Genomic DNA, 19,262 nt, shown 5'->3' on the forward strand with positions numbered 1-19,262 from the left:
GGGGAGGGGTTCCGAGGGTCGCGTTTCGGGGGAAGACGCGCAGACCGGACAGTTGGTTGCCACGGCGGGCGGGGCGGTTGGCCGCGACGGCGCGGGCGGGTCGCCGCGACGGCCGGGGCGGATCGCCGCGACAGCCGGAGCCAGGTGTCGCGGACGGCCGGGGCGGATCGCCGGGGCGGGCGGAGCCGGGCGCCGGAGCCGGGCGGGGCGGATCGCCGGGGCGGGCGGGACGGGTTGCCGGGGGCGGCGGGAGCGCGACCGGCGCGAGGTGGAGCGCGGGGGTGCGCTCGCGCTCCGGGGCGGCGGGAAGAGCCGGGCGGAGGGGCGGGAACCGGACGCAAGCAGGCACTTTTGCGCCCACAGCCGACCATTCAAGATCATTTGAAGGTGACCGGCGGGCGTGTTGTCAGTGGCAGGTGCGAGGATGCCTCCAAGCACGGATCTGACGGGTCGGGAGCCCGGGGTCCGTGACGACCTGTACGGACGACCTGTCCGTGCCGGGTGGGGGGAATCACAGGGCGTTTCCCCTGCCGGGCACCCCGCGCAGAAGGGACCGCCGACGGCGATGCAGATCCGGCTGACCGTCCTCGCGCCGCGCAGCGGCCAGACCCCGGCGCGCGCCTGCGATGTGCTCGTCACCGCCCCCGCCGGGACGGCGCTGGCCGCGGTCGCCTCCGGCCTCGCCCAGGCGGTCTCCGGGCCCGAGGGGTCCCAGGGCGGCGGGGCGGTGGTCCTCTTCGCCGGCCGGGAGCGGCTGGACGCCCAGCGGATCGCTCTCGGTGAGCCGCCGCTGGTGGACGGGGCGGTGCTCTCGCTCCAGGTCCCCGGCGAGGACGAGGCGACGGACGACGCCGTTCCGGCCCAGCTCCACGTGGTCGCCGGGCCGGACGCGGGCGGGGTCCACCTGCTGCACGGCGGGCAGATCCGGATCGGCCGCTCCGCCGAGGCCGACGTCCCGCTGGACGACCCTGACGTGTCCCGGCTGCACTGCGCGGTGACGGTGGCGGAGGACGGCCGGGTCTCGGTCGCGGACCTCGGCTCGACCAACGGCACGTCCCTGGACGGTACGGAGGTCCGCGACCGGCCCGTCCGCTTCCCGCCCGGCGCCCTGCTGCGGCTCGGTGAATCGACCCTGCGCCTCACGGCGGGCCCGCGCCCGGGGGCCCTGCCGACGGCCCCGGACGGCGAGGGCCACCTGCGGGTGAGCCGCGCGGACCAGGCCGCGCACGGACCGGTGCACGGGGGTCCGGGGCCGTCCACGGCCCTCGGCACCGACTCCGGCTCCGGGTCCGGGTCCGGGCCCGGGTCCGGGTCCGGAGGGTTCGACGGGTCCGGTGGGCCTGCGGGGCCCGGCGAGGGGGCGGGGCAGGCGTACGGCGGGCAGACGGGGGCCACCGGCTCCGGAGCGTCCAGCGCGGAGCCGGTGGCGTACGGGTACGAGACCCAGGAGCCCGGCCCCGGTCACGGTGTCCCCGGCACGGTCCCGGCCCGGCGCGCACCCGAAGGCGGGGAGGCGCCCCGGCGTGGGGGCATAGGTGCCTGGGCCCGACGGCTCAAGGGCGGTGGCAGGGGCGGCGAGCAGGGGGCGGAGCGGCCGGGTCGGGCGGGACGGCCGGAGACAGGGGCCTCGCCGGACGGCCACGCGTACGGAGAGCCGTACGGACACGCGTACGGCGATGCCCACGGCCACGGCCATCCGGCGGGGGCCCCGGGGGCGGGTGCGTACGCCGCTTCCCCGGCCGGTGCCGCCGGGGCTTCCGGCTCCTTCGACTCCTCCGGTTCCGCGGGCTCCTTCGGTGCCGGTGGCGACTCCGGCCATCTGGCCACGCCCGTATCGCCGCTCTCCCCCTTCTCCGCCGTGCCGTCCGCGCCCGAGGGCACCTGGCCGGACCCGGCGGCGGTGCTGCTGACCGCGCTGGGCCCGGGGCCCCGCCTGTGGGAGCGCCACGACGGGCACCCGGAGGCGCTGGTGGTGCGGCTCGGGACCACCGACCGGGCCGGTGTGCCGTCGGTGCCGGTGACGGTGGGGCTGCGGGAGGCCGGTTCGCTCGGGCTCGCCGGGCCGCGCGCCCGGCTGGCGGGGCTGGCCCGTGCCACGGTGGCCCAGCTCGCCGCGCTGCACTCCCCCTTCGACCTGGAGATCGTCCTCATCTCCACGGACCGCTCCCGCTCCCTGGAGGAGCGGCGGCGCGAGTGGTCCTGGCTGGGGTGGCTGCCGCATCTGCGCCCCCTGCACGGGCAGGACTGCCGGCTCCTCCTCGCGTACGACCGTGAGCAGGCGGACGCCCGGACGGCCGAGCTGGTCCGCCGCCTCGACGAGGGGCCGCTCGGCCCCGGCTGGCCGAACCTGGACCGCACCGAGGTGGCCGACGCCGCCCGCGCGCACAAGGGCCCGCACACGGTGGTCGTGCTGGACGGCGACCCCGGTACGGCGGCGCTGCGCGAGACGACGGCCCGGCTGGCCGGTGCGGGGGCCGCGTCCGGCATCCATCTGATCTGTCTGGCCGAGACCCCTGCGGCCTCCCCCACCTCCCCGGTGGCCGCGACGTACGACGCCGCCTGCCGGGCCTCGATCGCCTTCCGCGAGTGCGGGGCGGTCGCGATGCTGAGCGGCGATGTGGCGACGGCGCTGCGGCTGCTGCGCACGGCGGGCGGCCAGGCGGCGGGCCACGGCACGGTGGCGGCGGTGGACGCGGTGTCGGCGGCCTGGGCCGAGCGGTTCGGGCGGGCGCTGGCACCCCTGCGCGACGAGGGCTCGGCCGCACTGGCGGGCCGCCCGACGACGGCCGCCCTGCCGCCCTCGGCCCGGCTGCTGGACGAGCTGGGCCTGGCCCGCGCCACCCCGGCCTCCCTCATGGCCCGCTGGGCCTCCACGGCGGACGACCAGCCGGGCGCCTCCGTACCCCGCCCCGCCACCGCCCCCTCCCGGGCGGACCTGGAGACCCCCGGCTCGGGCCGCACCCTGAGCGCCGGCCCCCGCGTGGGCCCCCAGCGCACGGCAGCCGAGCCCCGCCGCTCCCCGGACACCCCGGCGTCGGGACGCATCCCGTACCCGGCCGACCCCGGCACAGGCCGTACGCCGTACCCGGGCGCGGAGGACCGGGGCTCGGGGCGCACCGCGTACCCGGGTGACCCGGCTTCGGGGCGTACGCCGCATCCGGGGGCGGGCGACCGGGACACCGGCCGCACTCGGTATCCGGGTGACCCCGATACGGGCCGTACGCCGTACCCGGCGGCAGGCGACCGCGACACCGGCCGGACCTCGTACCCGGGGCCGGACGCCCGGGACTCCAGCCGTACGCCGTACCCCCCGGCCGCACGTCAGGACTCCGGCCGCACGCCGTATCCGGGTACGGAGAGCCGGAGTGCGGGGCGCACGCCGTACCCCGGGACGGACAGCCGCGGCTCCGGTCGTACGCCGTACCCGGGCGCGGACGCAAGGGACCCCGGCCGCACCCCGTACCCCGGGGCCGGCAGCCGGGACTCCAGCCGCACGCTGTACCCGGACACGGACGACCTGGACTACGGGCACACCCCGTACCCGGCCTCCGAGCCCCGGGGTTCCGGCCGGACGCCGTACCCGGGGGCGGACAGCCGCGATTCGGCCCGCACGTCCTCCCCGGGCACGGAGGGCAGGGACTCCAGCCGCACCCCGTACCCGGGCGCCGACGCCAGGGACCCCAGCCGCACCCCGTATCCGGGCGGCCACAGCCGGGACCCGGAGCGCACGCCCTACCCGGGTGCCGATGGGCGCGACTCCAGCCGCACGCCCCGGGGCGGCCCGCAGGGCGGGGAGGCTCCGGGGCCCGTGCCGCAGGCGGGTGACTCCGGGCGGCCCGTGCTCGTGCTCGGTGCCGGGCCCCGGGGACCCCTCAGCGTCGATCTCGCCGACGAGGGGCCGCACCTGCTCATCGAGGGCCCCGCGGGCAGCGGGCGCACCGAGCTGCTGCGGGCCGTCGCGGCCTCGCTCGCCGCCTCCGCCCGGCCCGACCGGCTGGGCATCCTGCTGGTCGACGGTGCGGGCGGGAAGCCCGAGGAGCGGGGCGAGGGGCTGCTCCCCTGTACGGAGCTGCCGCACGTCTTCACCCACCTCGTCGCCTCCGACCCGGTCCGGATGCGGGAGTTCGCGCAGGCCCTGGGCGGCGAGCTGAAGCGCCGGGCCGAACTGCTGGGCCCGCTGGACTTCGCCACCTGGCACGCCCGCCACGCGGAGGCGGCCGAGCAGGCGGAGCCCCGGCGGGTCGTGGGCCAGCGTCCGCCGAGCGGCGCCGAGCGCCGGGGCGACCTGGACTCCCCGGCCAGCGGCACCCTGCGGCTGCGCCAGGTCGCCGCCCGGGCGTCGGACCCGGGACCCTCCCCGCTGCCGCGCCTGGTGGTGCTGGCCGACGACTTCGACGCACTGGTCGCCCCGGGGCTCGGCAGCCCCGGCCGCCCCGCCGCCGGTTCCGTGGTGCGGGCGCTGGAGGCCGTGGCCCGGGACGGCGGCCGGCTCGGGGTGCACCTGGTGGCCACCTCGGCGCGCCCGGACCGCACGGAGGACACCGAGCTGGCCCGGGGGGCGAGGCTGCGCATCGTGCTCGACGCGCCGGTCCTGCCGCCCTCTCCGGACGAACCCGCCCCGGGCCGGGGCAGGTTGGGCCACCCGGACGGCCGGGTGACCCCGTTCCAGGGGGGCCGCGTCACGGGGCGCATCCCGCGTACGGCGACGCTGCGGCCCACCGTCGTGCCGCTGGAGTGGGAGCGGATGGGCGATCCGCCGACCCGCCGCCCGGTCCGCGAGCTGGGCAACGGCCCGACGGACCTGGCCCTGCTCGCCAGCGCCCTGGAGCGCGCGGCCCGTTCGGTGAACGCCGAGCGGCTGCCCCCGCTGATCCCGTTCCCGACGTGACCGCCCGGGGCCCGGCGCCCGTACACCCCGTAACCCATAGCCGGAAGCCCGCACACCCGTAGCCCGTACACCCACAGCCCGTAACCGGAAGCCCGTACACCACGGAACCAGTAACCCCGCGAATCACACTCGCCCCGGGCCTCGCCACGCACCCTCCCGGCCCGGCTCTCAAGCTGCCACTCCTGCCCCTGCCCGCCCCTTCCTCACCTCATTCCGCCACATCCTCCGGCATTTGCTGACGTGACGTCACGAGGCCATCACGATCTTCGCGTTGGGCCCTCCGGCGGTATTGCGGGGCCCGTGCGCCGGGCGTAGGACTGTGCGCACGGACGGCGCGGGCCCGGGGCGACGACAGCGTGGTCGGGCGCGTACGGAAGAGACGGGACAGTGATGCGGACAACCCTTTCCCTGCGCAGGGCGGCCCTCGTCTTCACGGCGGTCGGCGCGCTGGCGCTGACGGGCTGTGGGGACGGCGGCGATACGAAGAAGTCGGACGGCGGGACGGACAAGGGCACGGACAGCGCCCCCACCGTCACCCTGCCGAAGCTGGACGGCGAGAACATCTCCGTCGCCGCGGTCTGGACAGGGCCCGAGCAGGCCAACTTCACCAAGGTGCTGGGCGAGTTCGAGAAGCGCACGGGGGCGAAGGTCAGCTTCGTCCCGGCCCAGGACCCGATCGTCAACTTCCTCGGTACGAAGATCGCGGGCGGCGAGCCCCCGGACATCGCGATGATCCCGCAGGTGGGCGCCATCCAGCAGGCCGTGGCCAGGAAGTGGGCCAAGCCGGTCGGCGAGGAGGCCAAGGCCCAGCTGACCAAGAACTACGCCAAGGTCTGGCAGGACCTCGGGGCGGTCGACGGCACCCAGTACGCGGTCTACTTCAAGGCCGCCAACAAGTCCCTGATCTGGTACAACGCGGCGGCCTTCGACAACGCGGGCGCCAGTGAGCCGAAGACCTGGAAGGACTTCATCACCACCGCGGAGACGATATCCGCCTCCGGGGTCACCCCGGTCTCCGTCGCGGGCGCCGACGGCTGGACGCTCACCGACTGGTTCGAGAACGTCTACCTCTCCCAGGCGGGCCCGGAGAAGTACGACCAGCTGGCCCGGCACGAGATCCCGTGGACCGACCCGTCGGTCAAGGACGCGCTGACCACGCTGGCCGAGCTGTTCGGCAAGCCGGAGCTGATCGCGGGCGGCGCGGACGGTGCACTCCAGACGGAGTTCCCGGCCTCGGTGACCCAGACGTTCACCGGGGGCGACCAGCCCAAGGGCGCCATGGTCTTCGAGGGCGACTTCGTCTCCATCAACATCGCGCAGACCGAGGCGAAGATCGGCACGGACGCGAAGGTCTTCCCGTTCCCGGCGGTCGGCGCGGACTCCCCCGTGGTGACCGGCGGCGACGCGGCCGTGGCGCTGAAGGACAGCAAGGGCGCCCAGGCGCTGCTGACCTGGCTGGCCTCGGCGGACGCGGCGAAGATCTGGGCGGAGGCCGGCGGGTTCATCTCGCCGAACAAGAACCTGGACTCGGCCGCGTACCCCAACGACGTGCAGCGCACGATGGCCGAGGCGCTCGTCGCGGCCGGGGACGACGTCCGCTTCGACATGTCCGACCAGGCCCCGCAGTCGTTCGGCGGGACGCCCGGGAAGGGCCAGTGGAAGATCCTCCAGGACTTCCTGAAGAACCCGAAGGACATCGCCGGGGCCCAGGAGAAACTGGAGTCCGAGGCCGCCAAGGCGTACAAGAGCTGACGCGGTGGCGACGACGAACGCGGAGGGCGCCGGCGCGGCGCCCTCCGCCTCCACGGACCGGCGCCCGTCCCCGAAGCCCGGGACCAGGAGCGTGACCGGGACCCGCAAGGTCATCGCGGCCGCGTTCCTGCTCCCCGCGCTGGTGCTGCTCGGCGCGCTGGTGGTCTACCCGATCGGCTACTCGGTCTACCGGTCGTTCTTCGACCAGGCCGGTACGGGCTTCGCCGGGATCGACAACTACAAGGCGCTCTTCACCGACGAGACGATTCTGACCGCGGTGAAGAACAACGCGATCTGGGTGGTCTTCGCCCCGACCGTCGCCACCGCGCTGGGCCTGATCTTCGCGGTGCTGACCGAACGCATCCGCTGGGGCACGGCGTTCAAGCTGATCGTCTTCATGCCGATGGCGATCTCGATGCTGGCGGCGGGCATCATCTTCCGGCTCGTCTACGACCAGGCGCCCGAGCGCGGGGTGGCCAACGCCGTCGTGGTGAGCGTGCACGACATGTTCAGCGAGTCGGCGGGCTTCCCCAAGGCACGGCCGCTGCCCGTCCATCCACTGGAGAAGGGCGAGGGCGGATCGTACGTCTCCAAGGAGCCGGTACGGGCCGGGGCGCCGGTCCAGGTGCCGCTGGTGGGCGTGGCCCCTGCCAAGATGCCCTCCGACGCCCTTCCGGCGAAGGCGGACCCGGTGGCGGACGGGGACGCGATCACCGGGACGGCCTGGCTGGACTTCACCCGGGGCGGCGGCGGGAAGCCGAACGTCGTCGACCCGGAGGAGCTGGGGCTGAAGGGGCTGAAGGTGGAGGCGGTCCGGGACGGCAGGGTCGTCGCCACCGCGACCGCCGGGGCCGACGGGGTGTTCACCCTGCCCGCGTCGGCGGACGGGGCCCAACTGCGGCTGCCCGCCGAGAACTTCCGCGAGCCGTACAACGGGGTCGACTGGCTCGGCCCGACGCTCGTCACGCCCGGGATCATCGGGAGTTACGTGTGGATGTGGGCCGGGTTCGCGATGGTGCTGATCGCGGCCGGCCTGGCCGGGCTGCCGCGTGAACTCCTGGAGGCGGCCCGGGTGGACGGCGCCAACGAGTGGCAGGTGTTCCGCCGGATCACCGTGCCGATGCTGGCGCCCGTACTGGCGGTGGTGCTGGTGACGCTGATGATCAACGTGCTGAAGGTCTTCGACCTGGTCTTCATCATCGCGCCGGGTTCCACCCAGGACGACGCGAACGTCCTGGCCCTCCAGCTGTACCGGTCCTCCTTCGGCACGGACGCCGACCTGGGCATCGGCAGCGCCATCGCGGTGCTTCTGCTGCTTCTGGTGCTGCCGGTGATGCTGTTCAACATCCGGCGGATACGGAAGGAGAGGCAGCGATGACCGCCACGCCCGACGCGCCCGACGCGCCCGGAACACCCGGAACACCCGGGGCTCCCGGAACGCGCGGAGCACCCGGAACGACCGAGGCGCCCGCCGCCCGATCCCGGGCCACGCGGTCCCTCGGCGCCCGGATCGCCGCCCGGACCGGCGGCGGGGTGATGCGGGTCTTCCTGGTCCTGGTCGCCCTGTTCTGGATCATGCCGACGATCGGGCTGTTCCTCTCCTCGCTCCGCGGGCCGGAGAAGATCGCCGCCACCGGCTGGTGGCAGGTCTTCACGGCACCGTCCGAGCTGACCTTCTCCAACTACCAGCGTCTGCTCGACAATTCGACGATCACCGGATCGCTCCTCAACACCATCATGATCACCGTGCCGTCCACCGTCCTGGTGGTGGTGATCGGATCGCTCGCCGGATACGCCTTCGCCTGGCTGGACTTCCCCGGCCGCGACTGGTGGTTCCTGCTGGTCGTGGGCCTGTTGGTGGTCCCCGTACAGGTCGCGCTGATCCCCGTCTCCGAACTCTTCGGCACCATAGGGATCTTCGAGACGACGCTCGGGGTGGTCCTGTTCCACACGGCCTTCGGGCTGCCCTTCGCGATCTTCCTGCTGCGGAACTTCTTCGCGGAGATCCCCCGCGAACTGCTGGAGGCTGCGCGGCTCGACGGGGCGGGCGAGATCCGCCTCTTCACCCGGGTCGTGATGCCGCTGGGCGGTCCGGCGATCGCCTCGCTCGGGATCTTCCAGTTCCTGTGGGTGTGGAACGACATGCTGGTGGCGCTGATCTTCGCGGGCTCCGACTCACCGCCGATCACCGTGGCGCTCCAGCAGCAGGTGCGGCAGTTCGGCAACAACATCGACGTGCTGGCGCCGGGCGCGTTCGTGTCGATGGTGATCCCGCTGGCGGTGTTCTTCGCCTTCCAGCGGCAGTTCGTGTCGGGCGTGATGGCGGGGGCGGTCAAGTGACGTCTTAGTGCGGTCCGTTGACCGGGACTCCCGGGACCACCGGGACTGGGTACGGCTGCGCGCGGGCCTCCGTGGGGCGGCGTGTGCAGCCGTACGGGGGTCGCGGCAGCCCGGTCGTCCGCCGCGCCCCGGCCGCCCGACAGGGCACGACCGCCCGAAGCGGCCCGGTTCCCCGGAACCGGGCCGCTTCGCCGCGTGCGTCACCCGCTCGGCACCCCGGTCCGGAGGACGACGGGGACGCGGCCGAGCGGGTGGTGCGGCGGCTCCTCCCCGGCTCATCCTCGGCTTCGCCCAAGTGGGACGAACGGCCGCCCGCTGCCGCTGTCCCCGCCGCTGACCTGCCCCTCCGGGCGCGGGGTCGGCGAGGTGGCTCTCCGGTCGGCGAGGTGAGGCCCGGGCCGACGCGGTGGAGCTCGGGCGGAGCGGTAGGGCGCGGGCCAGCGCGGTGGCGCTCGGGGCGACACGGCGGCGCTCGGCCCGACACGGTGGCGCTCGGCCCGACGCGGCGGCGCTCGGGGCGGAGCAGTAGGGCGCGGGCCAGCGCGGCGGTGCTCGGGGCGACACGGTGGCGCTCGGCCCGACGCGGCGGCGCTCGGGGCGGAGCAGTAGGGCGCGGGCCAGCGCGGCGGTGCTCGGGGCGACACGGTGGCGCTCGGCCCGACGCGGCGGCGCTCGGGGCGGAGCAGTAGGGCGCGGGCCAGCGCGGCGGAACTCCGGCCGACACGGCGGGGCTCAGGCCGACACGGCGGCGCTCGTGCCAGCGCGGCGGAACTCCGGCCAACGCAGCAGCGCCCGGTTCGGCGCGGGCGCCTTCCTATCGGCACTGCCTACGCCCGCCCCCGGTCCCCCGCCACCTCGGGGCGGCGGTCGGACCAACGCCCCGTATCGATCTCCCCGGCCGCTCCCCACTGCCACTCCACCCGGCCGCTCCGCCACCCCCGCTCTCCGGAAGAACCGCCGCGCCCCCGCTCAGGCCCCTCCCGCGCTTCCCCCGGAAGAGTGGCGGCCGGGAGGGACGGCCCAGGACACGGAACCCATGTCCTGTGTCCCTCCCCTCTTCCGCCACCCCAGCCCCGTCCGACGCCCCTCCCTCGTCGCCCTCGCGCGCGGGGGCCGACGGCGTCGACCAGTACGTCGCGGCGCCCCGGTGGCTGCCCTCGCCCTACGTCCTGCTGGCCGGTCTGCTGTGGGCCGTGCTCTCGGCGGCGGCCTGGCAGGTGCCCATGTGCTGCGAGGCCGGGCTGAACGCGGCCGTCGCCGAACGGCTGCGGGCCGACCTGCTGCACCCGACGTTCCCGATGACGGACCTGCCCGCCGTGGCCAGCGCGCACTACTCCCCGTACGCCGTGCTCCAGGGGCTGGGCGCCCGGGCGAGCGGGCTCTCCGGGCAGACCGTGCTGGCGCTGTCGGCGGCGGTGAACCTGGCGCTGCTGCTCACCGGGATCGGCCGGCTGGCCCGCGTGCTGACCCCGAACCGCTGGGTGCCGGTCCTCGCCCTGATCCCGCTGGCCCTGATCCACTGGGCGGACCCGGGACGGTGGAGCGCGCCGAGCACGTTCGCGGTGGCGCTCACCCTGCATCTGTGGGCGTGGACCGGGCGCGCGGTCACCCGGGTCCCCCGCCCGGTCTCCGGACGGCTGCCGGGGCGGTGCCCCCGCTGGGCGGAGGCGGCCGGGATCGGGGCGCTGCTCGGGCTCGTCCTGCTGGTGCATCCGCCGACGGCGTTGGGGGCGGCGCTGGGCGTGGTCGCGCTGATCGCGGTGGTGCAGCGGACCCGGATCAGGCCGACGGTACGGCGGTGGGCGCTGGCCGCGCTCTGTGCGGCGGCCGTGGCGGCGGTGTGGCCGTACTACAACGGGCTCACCGCCGAGCGGGCGCCGTCGTCGGCCGGGGCCACGAGCCGCCCGGCGACCGGCGGTGCCCCGGTGACCGGGGAGCCGTACACCTGGGCCACCGCGCACATCCCGCCCGGTGAGGTGGTGCTGACGGACAGCCGCCCGGCGATGTACGCGCTGGCCGGGCACGGGGCGTACGTCCTCGCGGAGGGGCTGCCGGACGCGGGCCTCCCGGCGGCGGAACGGCGGGCCCGGGGCCGGGCGGTGGCGGAGTACCTGAAGGCGGCGACCCCGCAGGAGGAACGGGACCGGATCACCGGGCGGTACGGGGTGCGGTGGGTGCTGCTGACCCGGTTCCAGAAGCTGCCGGGGGACGCGTCGGTGCTGGCGTACAGCCCGCGCACGGGAGAGGTCCTGGCACGCGTACCGGAGCGGTGAGATCCGGGTACGTACGGGAGCGGCGACCGCGCGGGCGGGGCTGAGCGCCCCGCTCGACCGGGGCGGCCCCCGGCGGCATCAGCACCGGCTCGGCCCCCGGCGGGACGGCGCCGGCGCGCCACCCGGCAGGTAACACCCCGAGGGCGCCGCCCCGTCCCCCGGCCGGATCACCCCCTTCCGGATCACCCTTTCCGGCTCACCCCCCGCCCGGGTCACCGCTCCGCAGCGCCGCGACCGCCGAGGCCGCCAGATCGTCCAGGTACCCCTTCGGCAGCTCGCCCCGGACCACGACGAGCCGCCAGTAGAGCGGTCCGACGATCAGGTCGAGGGCCCGGTCCGGATCGCTCCCCTCCGGCAGCTCGCCCCGGGCCACCGCCTCCCGCACCACCACGGCGGCGACGCCCTGCTGCTGGTCGAGGAGGGCAGCCTTGATCGCCTCGGAGATCTCCGGGTTGCGGGCGGCCTCCACCAGCAGGTCCGGGATCACCTGCGAGGCGACCGGGTGGCGCAGGGCGTAGGCGGCGAGTTCGAGGACGGCGCGCACGTCCCCGTAGAGCGAACCGGTGGCCGGGGCGGGCATCCCCTGCGCGGCGACGGCCGCGACCAGGTCGAGGACGAGGGCGAGCTTGGACTTCCAGCGGCGGTAGACGGCGGTCTTGCCGACGCCCGCGCGCCGCGCGATGCCCTCGATGGACATCCGGGCGAACCCCACCGCGGCCAGTTCCTCGAAGACGGCCGCCCGGATGGCGTCGGTGACGTCCTCGCGCAGGACGGCGGCGCCCGCGGGGGCGCGGCGGCGGGTTCCGCGTTCGGTGGTCATGGCCCGAATGATAGTGCGCCACGACGGGACGGTTGCGTTGCGACGTACAAGCGTCCTACTCTCGGCGTTACGACGATACGGTCCCGTCCCAACGAGGGCGTCCCCACGGGACCGTACCGTCCACTCCTCGCCCCTTCACCGAAAGTGACCGTCCGTGGTGAGCCAGACAGCAGCCCCGCCGCCCCCGGTGAGCACCCCCGCACCGGGCGTCCCCGCATACGCCCCCGGTGAGCTGGCGGCCCTCGCCGCGCGGCACGGGCTGAAGGTCAGCGGCGCCCGGCCCTCGCTGCCCGCGTACGTCGGGCAGCTCTGGGGCCGGCGGCACTTCATCGCGGCGTTCGCCACGGCCAAGCTGACGGCGCAGTACAGCCAGGCGAAGCTGGGCCAGATCTGGCAGATCATGACGCCCCTGCTGAACGCGGCGGTCTACTACTTCATCTTCGGTGTCCTGCTGAACACCAGGCACGGCGTGGAGGACTTCGTTCCGTTCCTGGTGACCGGGGTCTTCATCTGGACCTTCACCAGCAGTTCGATCACCGCGGGCACCCGGGCGATCAGCGGCAACATCGGGCTGGTGCGGGCCCTGCACTTCCCCCGGGCCTCGCTGCCGGTGGCGCTGGCGCTCCAGCAGTTGCAGCAGCTGCTGTTCTCCCTGGGCGCGCTGACGCTGATCCTGCTGGCCTTCGGGCAGTACCCGCGGCCGTCCTGGCTGCTGGCGGTCCCGGCCCTCGCGCTCCAGGCGGTGTTCAACACCGGGGTCTCGATGGCGGTCGCCCGGCTGACGGCGAAGACCCCGGACATCGCGCAGCTCATGCCGTTCGTGCTGCGGACCTGGATGTACGCGTCCGGGGTGATGTGGAGCCTGGAGCAACTGCTGGCGGGCGACCGGGTACCGCACGCGGTGATGGTGGCGCTGGAGTACAACCCGGCGGCGGTCTACATCAACCTCATGCGGTTCGCGCTCATCGACAGTTACGGCGCGGGACAGCTGCCAGCGCACGCGTGGGCGGCAGCGGCGGGATGGGCGCTGCTGTGCGGGGTGGCGGGATTCGTGTACTTCTGGAAGGCAGAGGAGACGTACGGACGTGGCTGAGACCAAGGACCTCTCCGGCGAACCCCGGGACATCTCCGACGACCTCAGGGTCCCGACGGTCGTGGTGGACGACGTCCACATCACGTACACGGTCAACGGCGCCCGTGCGGGCCGGGGCAGCGCGACCTCGGCGCTCAGCCGGATCGCCTCGCGCCGCCGTACCCCCGGCGCACGCCAGGTGCACGCCGTGAAAGGGGTCAGCTTCGCCGCGTACAAGGGCGAGGCGATCGGCCTGATCGGCTCCAACGGCTCGGGCAAGTCGACCCTGCTCAAGGCCATCGCGGGGCTGCTCCCGCCGAGCCGGGGCAAGGTCCACACCCAGGGCCAGCCGTCGCTGCTCGGGGTGAACGCGGCCCTGATGGGCGATCTGACCGGCGAGCGGAACGTGGTGCTGGGCGGGCTGGCGATGGGGATGACGCGCGAGCAGATCCGCGAGCGCTACGACGACATCGTCGACTTCTCCGGCATCAACGAGAAGGGCGACTTCATCACGCTGCCGATGCGGACGTACTCCTCCGGCATGGGCGCCCGCCTCCGCTTCTCCATCGCGGCGGCCAAGAGCCACGACGTGCTCCTGATCGACGAAGCGCTCTCCACGGGCGACGCGAAGTTCCAGCGCCGCAGCAAGGACCGCATCCAGGAGCTGCGCGCCGAGGCGGGCACGGTCTTCCTGGTCAGCCACAGCAACAGCTCCATCACCGAGACCTGCGACCGGGCCCTGTGGCTGGAGGCGGGAACGCTGAGGATGGACGGCCCGGCGAAGGACGTGGTGGCGGAGTACGAGGCGTTCACCAAGCGCAAATAGCCTCCACGCGTCCAGCCCGTCCGGCTCCACGCGTCCGGCCCGTGCGGCGTTCGAGGACGGGCCCCACGCCGAGGGGGCCGGCGCCACCGACGGCACCGGCCCCCTCTCCCCCCGTACGGCGACGCCTACGCGTGCGTGCGCAGCAACGTCCGCATCGTCCGCATGGCCACCGACAGGTTCGCCAGGTCGAACGCGTCCGACCCCTGGATCTCCTCCAGCGTGGAGCGCGACCGCGCCAGGATCGCCGCGTTCTTCTCCTCCCACGCCCGGAACCGCTCCTCCGGGGTGGAGGTGCCGTTCCCCACGCTCAGCACGTCACCCGTGAGCGCCGCGTGCGCCGCGTACAGGTCCTCGCGGATCGAGGCGCGGGCCATGGACTGCCAGCGGTCGGCCCGCGGCAGCTCGATGATCCGGTCCATGAGCTGGGTGATCCGCAGCCGGTCCGCCAGGTCGTAGTAGACCTCGGCGACCTCCAGCGGGTCCTTGCCCGTGCGGTCCGCGATGGCGACGATGTCCAGCGCCGGGAAGGCGGAGGAGAAGCCGGCCACCCGGACCGCCAGCTCGCTCGGCACCCCGGCGGCGGTCAGCTCGTCCAGGATCGAGTGGTACCAGTCCAGGTCGGCGCCGCGCAGCAGCTTCGGCAGCTCGTTCCAGACCTGCTCGACCCCGTCCCGGAACCCCTCGATGGTCTCCGCGATGGCGACGGGCTGCGGCCGGTTGCCCAGCAGCCAGCGCGAACCGCGCTCGACCAGGCGGCGGGAGTGCAGCCGGATCCGGGTCTGGACATCGGCGGAGACCTGGTTGTCCAGGGCCTCGACCGCGTCCCACACCTGGGCGAGACCGAAGATCTCCCGGGCCGTGAACTGGGCCCGTACGATCTCCTCGATCGACGCCCCGGTCTCCTCCCGCAGCCGGTGCAGGAAGGTCGAACCGGCGGTGTTCACCGTGTCGTTGACCAGCACCGTCGTGATGATCTCGCGGCGCAGCGCGTGCCCGTCGACCGCCTCGGGGAACCGCTCGCGCAGCTCGCTCGGGAAGTAGGCGTGCACGAGCTTCTGGAGGTGCGGGTCGTCGGGGAGGACGGTGGAGATCAGCTCGTCCGCCGTCGTGATCTTGGTGTAGGCGAGCAGGACGGCCAGCTCGGGCTGGGTGAGCCCGCTGTCGTTGTTCAGCAGCTCGCGGATGTGCCGGTCGGCGGGCAGGAACTCCAGCTCCCGGTCCAGTGCCCCGTCCCGCTCCAGGCGGCGCATGAAGCGCTGCTGGGCGTGGAGGAGGGAGGGGGCCTGGGCGGAGGCGTTGGCGAGGGCGACGTTCTGCGCGTAGTTGTTGCGGAGGACGAGCGCGCCCACCTCGTCGGTCATGTCGGCCAGCAGCTTGTTGCGCTGCTTGACGGTCATGTCGCCGTCCCGGACCAGCCCGTTGAGCAGGATCTTGATGTTCACCTCGTGGTCGGAGGTGTCCACCCCGGCGCTGTTGTCGATCGCGTCGGTGTTGATCCGGCCGCCGCTGCGGGCGAACTCGATCCGGCCGAGCTGGGTGGCGCCCAGGTTGCCGCCCTCGCCGACGACCTTGGCCCGCAGCTCCTCGCCGTTGACGCGGATCGCGTCGTTGGCCTTGTCACCGACGTCGGCGTTCGACTCGGAGACGGCCTTGATGTACGTGCCGATGCCGCCGTTCCACAGCAGGTCGACGGGGGCCTTGAGGATGGCCTGCATCAGCTCGGCGGGCGTCATCTTGCTGACCGACGCGTCGATGCCGAGCGCCTCGCGGACGTGGTTGTTCAGCGGGATCGACTTGGCGCTGCGCGGGTGGATGCCACCGCCCGCCGAGAGCAGGTCGGTGCTGTAGTCGGCCCAGGAGCTGCGGGGCAGCTCGAAGATGCGGCGGCGCTCGGCGTACGAGGTGGCCGCGTCCGGGGCCGGGTCGATGAAGATGTGCCGGTGGTCGAACGCGGCGACCAGGCGGATGTGCTCGGAGAGCAGCATGCCGTTGCCGAACACGTCGCCGGACATGTCCCCGACGCCGACGACGGTGAAGTCCTGGGTCTGGGTGTCGTGGCCCAGCTCCCGGAAGTGCCGCTTGACGGACTCCCAGGCGCCCCGGGCGGTGATGCCCATGCCCTTGTGGTCGTAGCCGGCCGAGCCGCCGGAGGCGAACGCGTCACCGAGCCAGAAGCCGTAGGCGACGGCGACCTCGTTGGCGATGTCGGAGAAGCTCGCGGTGCCCTTGTCGGCGGCGACGACGAGGTAGGTGTCGTCCTCGTCGTGGCGGACGACGTCGGCGGGCGGCACGACCTCGCCGGCCACCATGTTGTCGGTGATGTCGAGGAGCGCCGAGATGAAGGTGCGGTAGGCGGCGATGCCCTCCGCGAACCAGGCGTCCCGGTCCACGGACGGGTCCGGGAGCTGCTTGGCGACGAAACCGCCCTTGGCGCCGACGGGCACGATGACGGTGTTCTTCACCATCTGCGCCTTGACCAGGCCGAGCACCTCCGTACGGAAGTCCTCCCGCCGGTCCGACCAGCGCAGACCACCGCGGGCGACCTTGCCGAAGCGCAGGTGGACGCCCTCCACGCGGGGCGAGTAGACCCAGATCTCGTACGCCGGGCGGGGCGCGGGCAGGTCCGGGATGGCCTGCGGGTCGAACTTCATGGAGACGTACGCGTGCGGCTCACCGGCGTCCGTCTTCTGGAAGAAGTTGGTGCGCAGGGTCGCCTTGATGACGGTGAGGAAGGAGCGCAGGATCCGGTCCTCGTCGAGCGAGGCGACCTGGTCCAGGGCCCCGTCCAGCTCCTCCAGGAGCCCGTCGGTCAGCTCGGTGCCCGCGCGCTGGCGGCCGGGCGACATCCGGGCCTCGAAGAGCGAGACGAGCAGCCGGGTGGTGTGGACGTTGTTGCGGAGCGTGGACTCCATGTAGTCCTGGCTGAAGGTCGAACCGGCCTGCCGCAGGTACTTCGCGTAGGCGCGCAGCACCATGGCCTGACGCCAGTTCAGCCCGGCGCCCAGCACCAGCGCGTTGAAGCCGTCGTTCTCCGCCTCGCCCTTCCAGACTGCGGCGAACGCCTCCTGGAAGCGGTCGCGGGCGTCGTCGGCGAGGTGGCCGCCGACGCCGCCGGCCTGCGGCATGCGCAGCCCGAAGTCGTAGATCCAGGCGTGCGTGCGGTCGGCGCAGCGCAGCTCGTACGGGCGCTCGTCGACGACCTCGACGCCGAGCTGCTGGAGGGCCGGGAGGACGGCGGAGAGGGAGACCTGCTCGCCGGTCCGGTAGATCTTGAAGCGGCGCTCGCCGGGGCCCGCGCCGACCGGCTCGTACAGGCTGAGGGCGAAGTCCTTGTGGCCCTCCTTGAGGGTCTCCAGGTGGACCAGGTCGGCCACGGCGGCGCGCGGCGAGTGGTCGGCCTTGTAGCCCTCGGGGAAGGAGTGGCCGTACAGGCGGGTGAGTTCGGCGGCGCGCTCCTCGCCCAGCTCGGCGTTGAGCGCCTCTCCGAAGCCGTCGGCCCAGGAGCGGGCGGCCTCGACGAGGCGGGCCTCGATGCGGTCGGCGTCGGCGTCCGTGAGGTGCGGCAGCTCGGTGCCCGGGGGGACCCGGATGACGAAGTGCAGCCGGGAGAGGATCGATTCGGTGTTCCAGGCGGTGAAGTCGACGCTGGTGCCGCCCAGTTCCTCCTTGAGGATGTCGATCAGCCGCAGGCGTACGCCGGTGGTGTACCGGTCGCGCGGGAGGTAGACGATCGCGGAGTAGTAGCGCCCGTACTCGTCCTGGCGCAGGTAGAGCCGGAGCCGACGGCGCTCCTGGAGGTAGAGCACGGAGGTGACGACGGCGCGGAGCTGGTCGACGGGGGTCTGGAAGAGCTCGTCGCGCGGGTAGGTCTCCAGGATCTGGAGCAGGTCGCGGCCGTCGTGGCTGTTGTACGAGAAGCCCGCGCCCTCCACCACTTCGGCGACCTTGCGGCGGATGACGGGCACCCGGCGCACGGACTCGGTGTAGGCGGCGGAGGAGAAGAGGCCGAGGAAGCGGCGCTCACCGATGACGTTGCCCTTGGCGTCGAACTTCTTCACGCCGACGTAGTCGAGGTAGCTGGGGCGGTGCACGGTGGCCCGGCTGTTGGCCTTGGTCAGGACCAGGAGCTTGTGCTCGCGGGCCTTGGCGCGGGCGTCGGCGGGGAGCCGGTCGAAGGACGGGCTGACCGGGTGGTCCTCGTCCACGCTGTGGTGCGGGTCGGAGCGGAGGATGCCGAGGCCGGTGCCGGGAACGGCGGCCAGGGCGTCGCTGTCCTTCAGCTCGTACTCGCGGTAGCCGAGGAAGGTGAAGTGGTCGGCGGCGAGCCAGCGCAGCAGCTCGCGGGCCTCCTCGACCTCCTCGTCGGCGAGGTCGTCGAGCGGTTCGCCGGGCAGGTCGTCGGCGATCCGGAGGGCGGCGTCGCGCATCTTCCCCCAGTCCTCGACGGCCTCCCGTACGTCGGACAGGACGCGGCGCAGGTCGGTGGTGATCTGCTGGAGGTCGGCGCGGTCGGTCTCGCGGTCGATCTCGACGTGGATCCAGGACTCGACGAGCGCGTCGTGCGGCAGCTCGGCCTTGGTGCTCCGGCCGGCCTTGAAGGCCTTCGGGATGCCGGGGCCGCCGGAGAGGACCTCGATGAGCTTGCCGGTCACGTCGCGGCGGACGGTGACCTGCGGGTGGATCACGACATGGATGCCGCGGCCCTGCCGGGACAGCTCGTTGGTGACGGAGTCGACCAGGAACGGCATGTCGTCGGTGACGACCTCGACGATCGAATGGCTGCAGGTCCAGCCGTTCTCCTCGACGGTCGGCGTGTGCACGCGGACGTTGGCGGTGCCCTGCGGACGGTTCTCGGCCAGCCGGTAGTGCGAGGCGGCGGCGCCGTAGATGTCGTCCGGGTCCCGGCCGCTGAGGTCCTCGGGAGCCGTATGCAGGTAGTAGCGCCGAAGGTAGGCGAGCGCCGCGTCCTGACCCGGACGGGCGTCCTCGTCGGCCCCGGCGGCGGCGACCCGCACCCGGGGGGTACCGCCCGGGCCACCGACACCACCGCCCGAGGCGTTGTCAGCTACCTGAGCAGCCCGTGCGAGCAGCTCGGCCTTGGCTTCGTCCAGCTTGGTCTGCATGTCCTCTGGCTCCTGTCGCGCGCCGTTGCGTGACGTAGGTGAGAAAAGCGGCGTACCGCCGCGACACGGGATGTCCGGCCGGGGTCGACGCTATGCCGCTTCGAGAGTCACCCGGGACCGCATGGGCCGTTCGTGGCGGCCGGTCCGGGGTCGGGAGATCGCGGATCG

9 protein-coding genes are annotated in these 19,262 nt (G+C 73.8%); 7 read left to right on the forward strand and 2 right to left on the reverse strand.

All coding sequences use genetic code 11. The annotated features are described in order from the left end of the window. The first annotated feature begins 565 nt into the window (after positions 1-565). The 5 genes from ACQ9ZG_RS11640 to ACQ9ZG_RS11660 all read left to right on the forward strand — a co-directional run bounded on the left by ACQ9ZG_RS11640 (position 566) and on the right by ACQ9ZG_RS11660 (position 11,253). Entirely contained in the window at positions 566-4,888 is a 4,323-nt protein-coding gene (locus tag ACQ9ZG_RS11640) for an FHA domain-containing protein (RefSeq protein WP_499280431.1), read from the forward strand. 390 nt (positions 4,889-5,278) lie between these two features. Beyond that, positions 5,279-6,640 carry an ABC transporter substrate-binding protein gene (locus ACQ9ZG_RS11645; protein WP_018488547.1) on the forward strand — a complete coding sequence of 454 codons (1,362 nt, stop codon included), beginning with the start codon at positions 5,279-5,281 and terminating at the stop codon, positions 6,638-6,640. Positions 6,641-6,731: 91 nt separating this feature from the next. Further along, positions 6,732-8,018, forward strand: a complete 1,287-nt coding sequence (locus ACQ9ZG_RS11650) for a carbohydrate ABC transporter permease (RefSeq protein WP_028418322.1) — start codon at positions 6,732-6,734, stop codon at positions 8,016-8,018. After that, positions 8,015-8,980 (forward strand): carbohydrate ABC transporter permease, encoded by a 966-nt coding sequence (locus ACQ9ZG_RS11655; RefSeq protein WP_109916522.1) that lies wholly within the window; start codon positions 8,015-8,017, stop codon positions 8,978-8,980. The genes ACQ9ZG_RS11650 and ACQ9ZG_RS11655 overlap by 4 nt, the downstream gene beginning before the upstream one ends. 1,043 nt (positions 8,981-10,023) lie before the next feature. Continuing rightward, a complete protein-coding gene (locus ACQ9ZG_RS11660) occupies positions 10,024-11,253 on the forward strand; it encodes a hypothetical protein (protein ID WP_499280433.1) in 1,230 nt (409 codons plus the stop codon). A gap of 196 nt (positions 11,254-11,449) precedes the next feature. On the opposite strand, the gene ACQ9ZG_RS11665 is transcribed toward ACQ9ZG_RS11660, so the two are convergent. Continuing rightward, positions 11,450-12,073, reverse strand: a complete 624-nt coding sequence (locus ACQ9ZG_RS11665; protein ID WP_018488543.1) for a TetR/AcrR family transcriptional regulator — start codon at positions 12,071-12,073, stop codon at positions 11,450-11,452. Positions 12,074-12,260: 187 nt separating this feature from the next. On the opposite strand from ACQ9ZG_RS11665, the gene ACQ9ZG_RS11670 reads away from it, so the two are divergent. Next, on the forward strand, positions 12,261-13,166 hold the full coding sequence (locus ACQ9ZG_RS11670; RefSeq protein ID WP_109914722.1) for an ABC transporter permease: 906 nt from the start codon (positions 12,261-12,263) through the stop codon (positions 13,164-13,166). Further along, positions 13,159-13,971: an ABC transporter ATP-binding protein gene (locus tag ACQ9ZG_RS11675; RefSeq protein ID WP_375138278.1), complete on the forward strand. Its 813-nt coding sequence runs from the start codon at positions 13,159-13,161 to the stop codon at positions 13,969-13,971. Before ACQ9ZG_RS11670 ends, ACQ9ZG_RS11675 begins: the two co-directional genes overlap by 8 nt. 125 nt (positions 13,972-14,096) lie before the next feature. Here the strand turns inward: ACQ9ZG_RS11675 and ACQ9ZG_RS11680 are convergent, their stop codons facing one another. After that, a complete protein-coding gene (locus ACQ9ZG_RS11680; protein WP_109914721.1) occupies positions 14,097-19,094 on the reverse strand; it encodes an NAD-glutamate dehydrogenase in 4,998 nt (1,665 codons plus the stop codon). Positions 19,095-19,262: the final 168 nt, after the last annotated feature.

It is taken from the genome of Streptomyces araujoniae, from assembly GCF_050871195.1.
GTDB classification, from domain to species: Bacteria; Actinomycetota; Actinomycetes; order Streptomycetales; family Streptomycetaceae; genus Streptomyces; species Streptomyces bacillaris.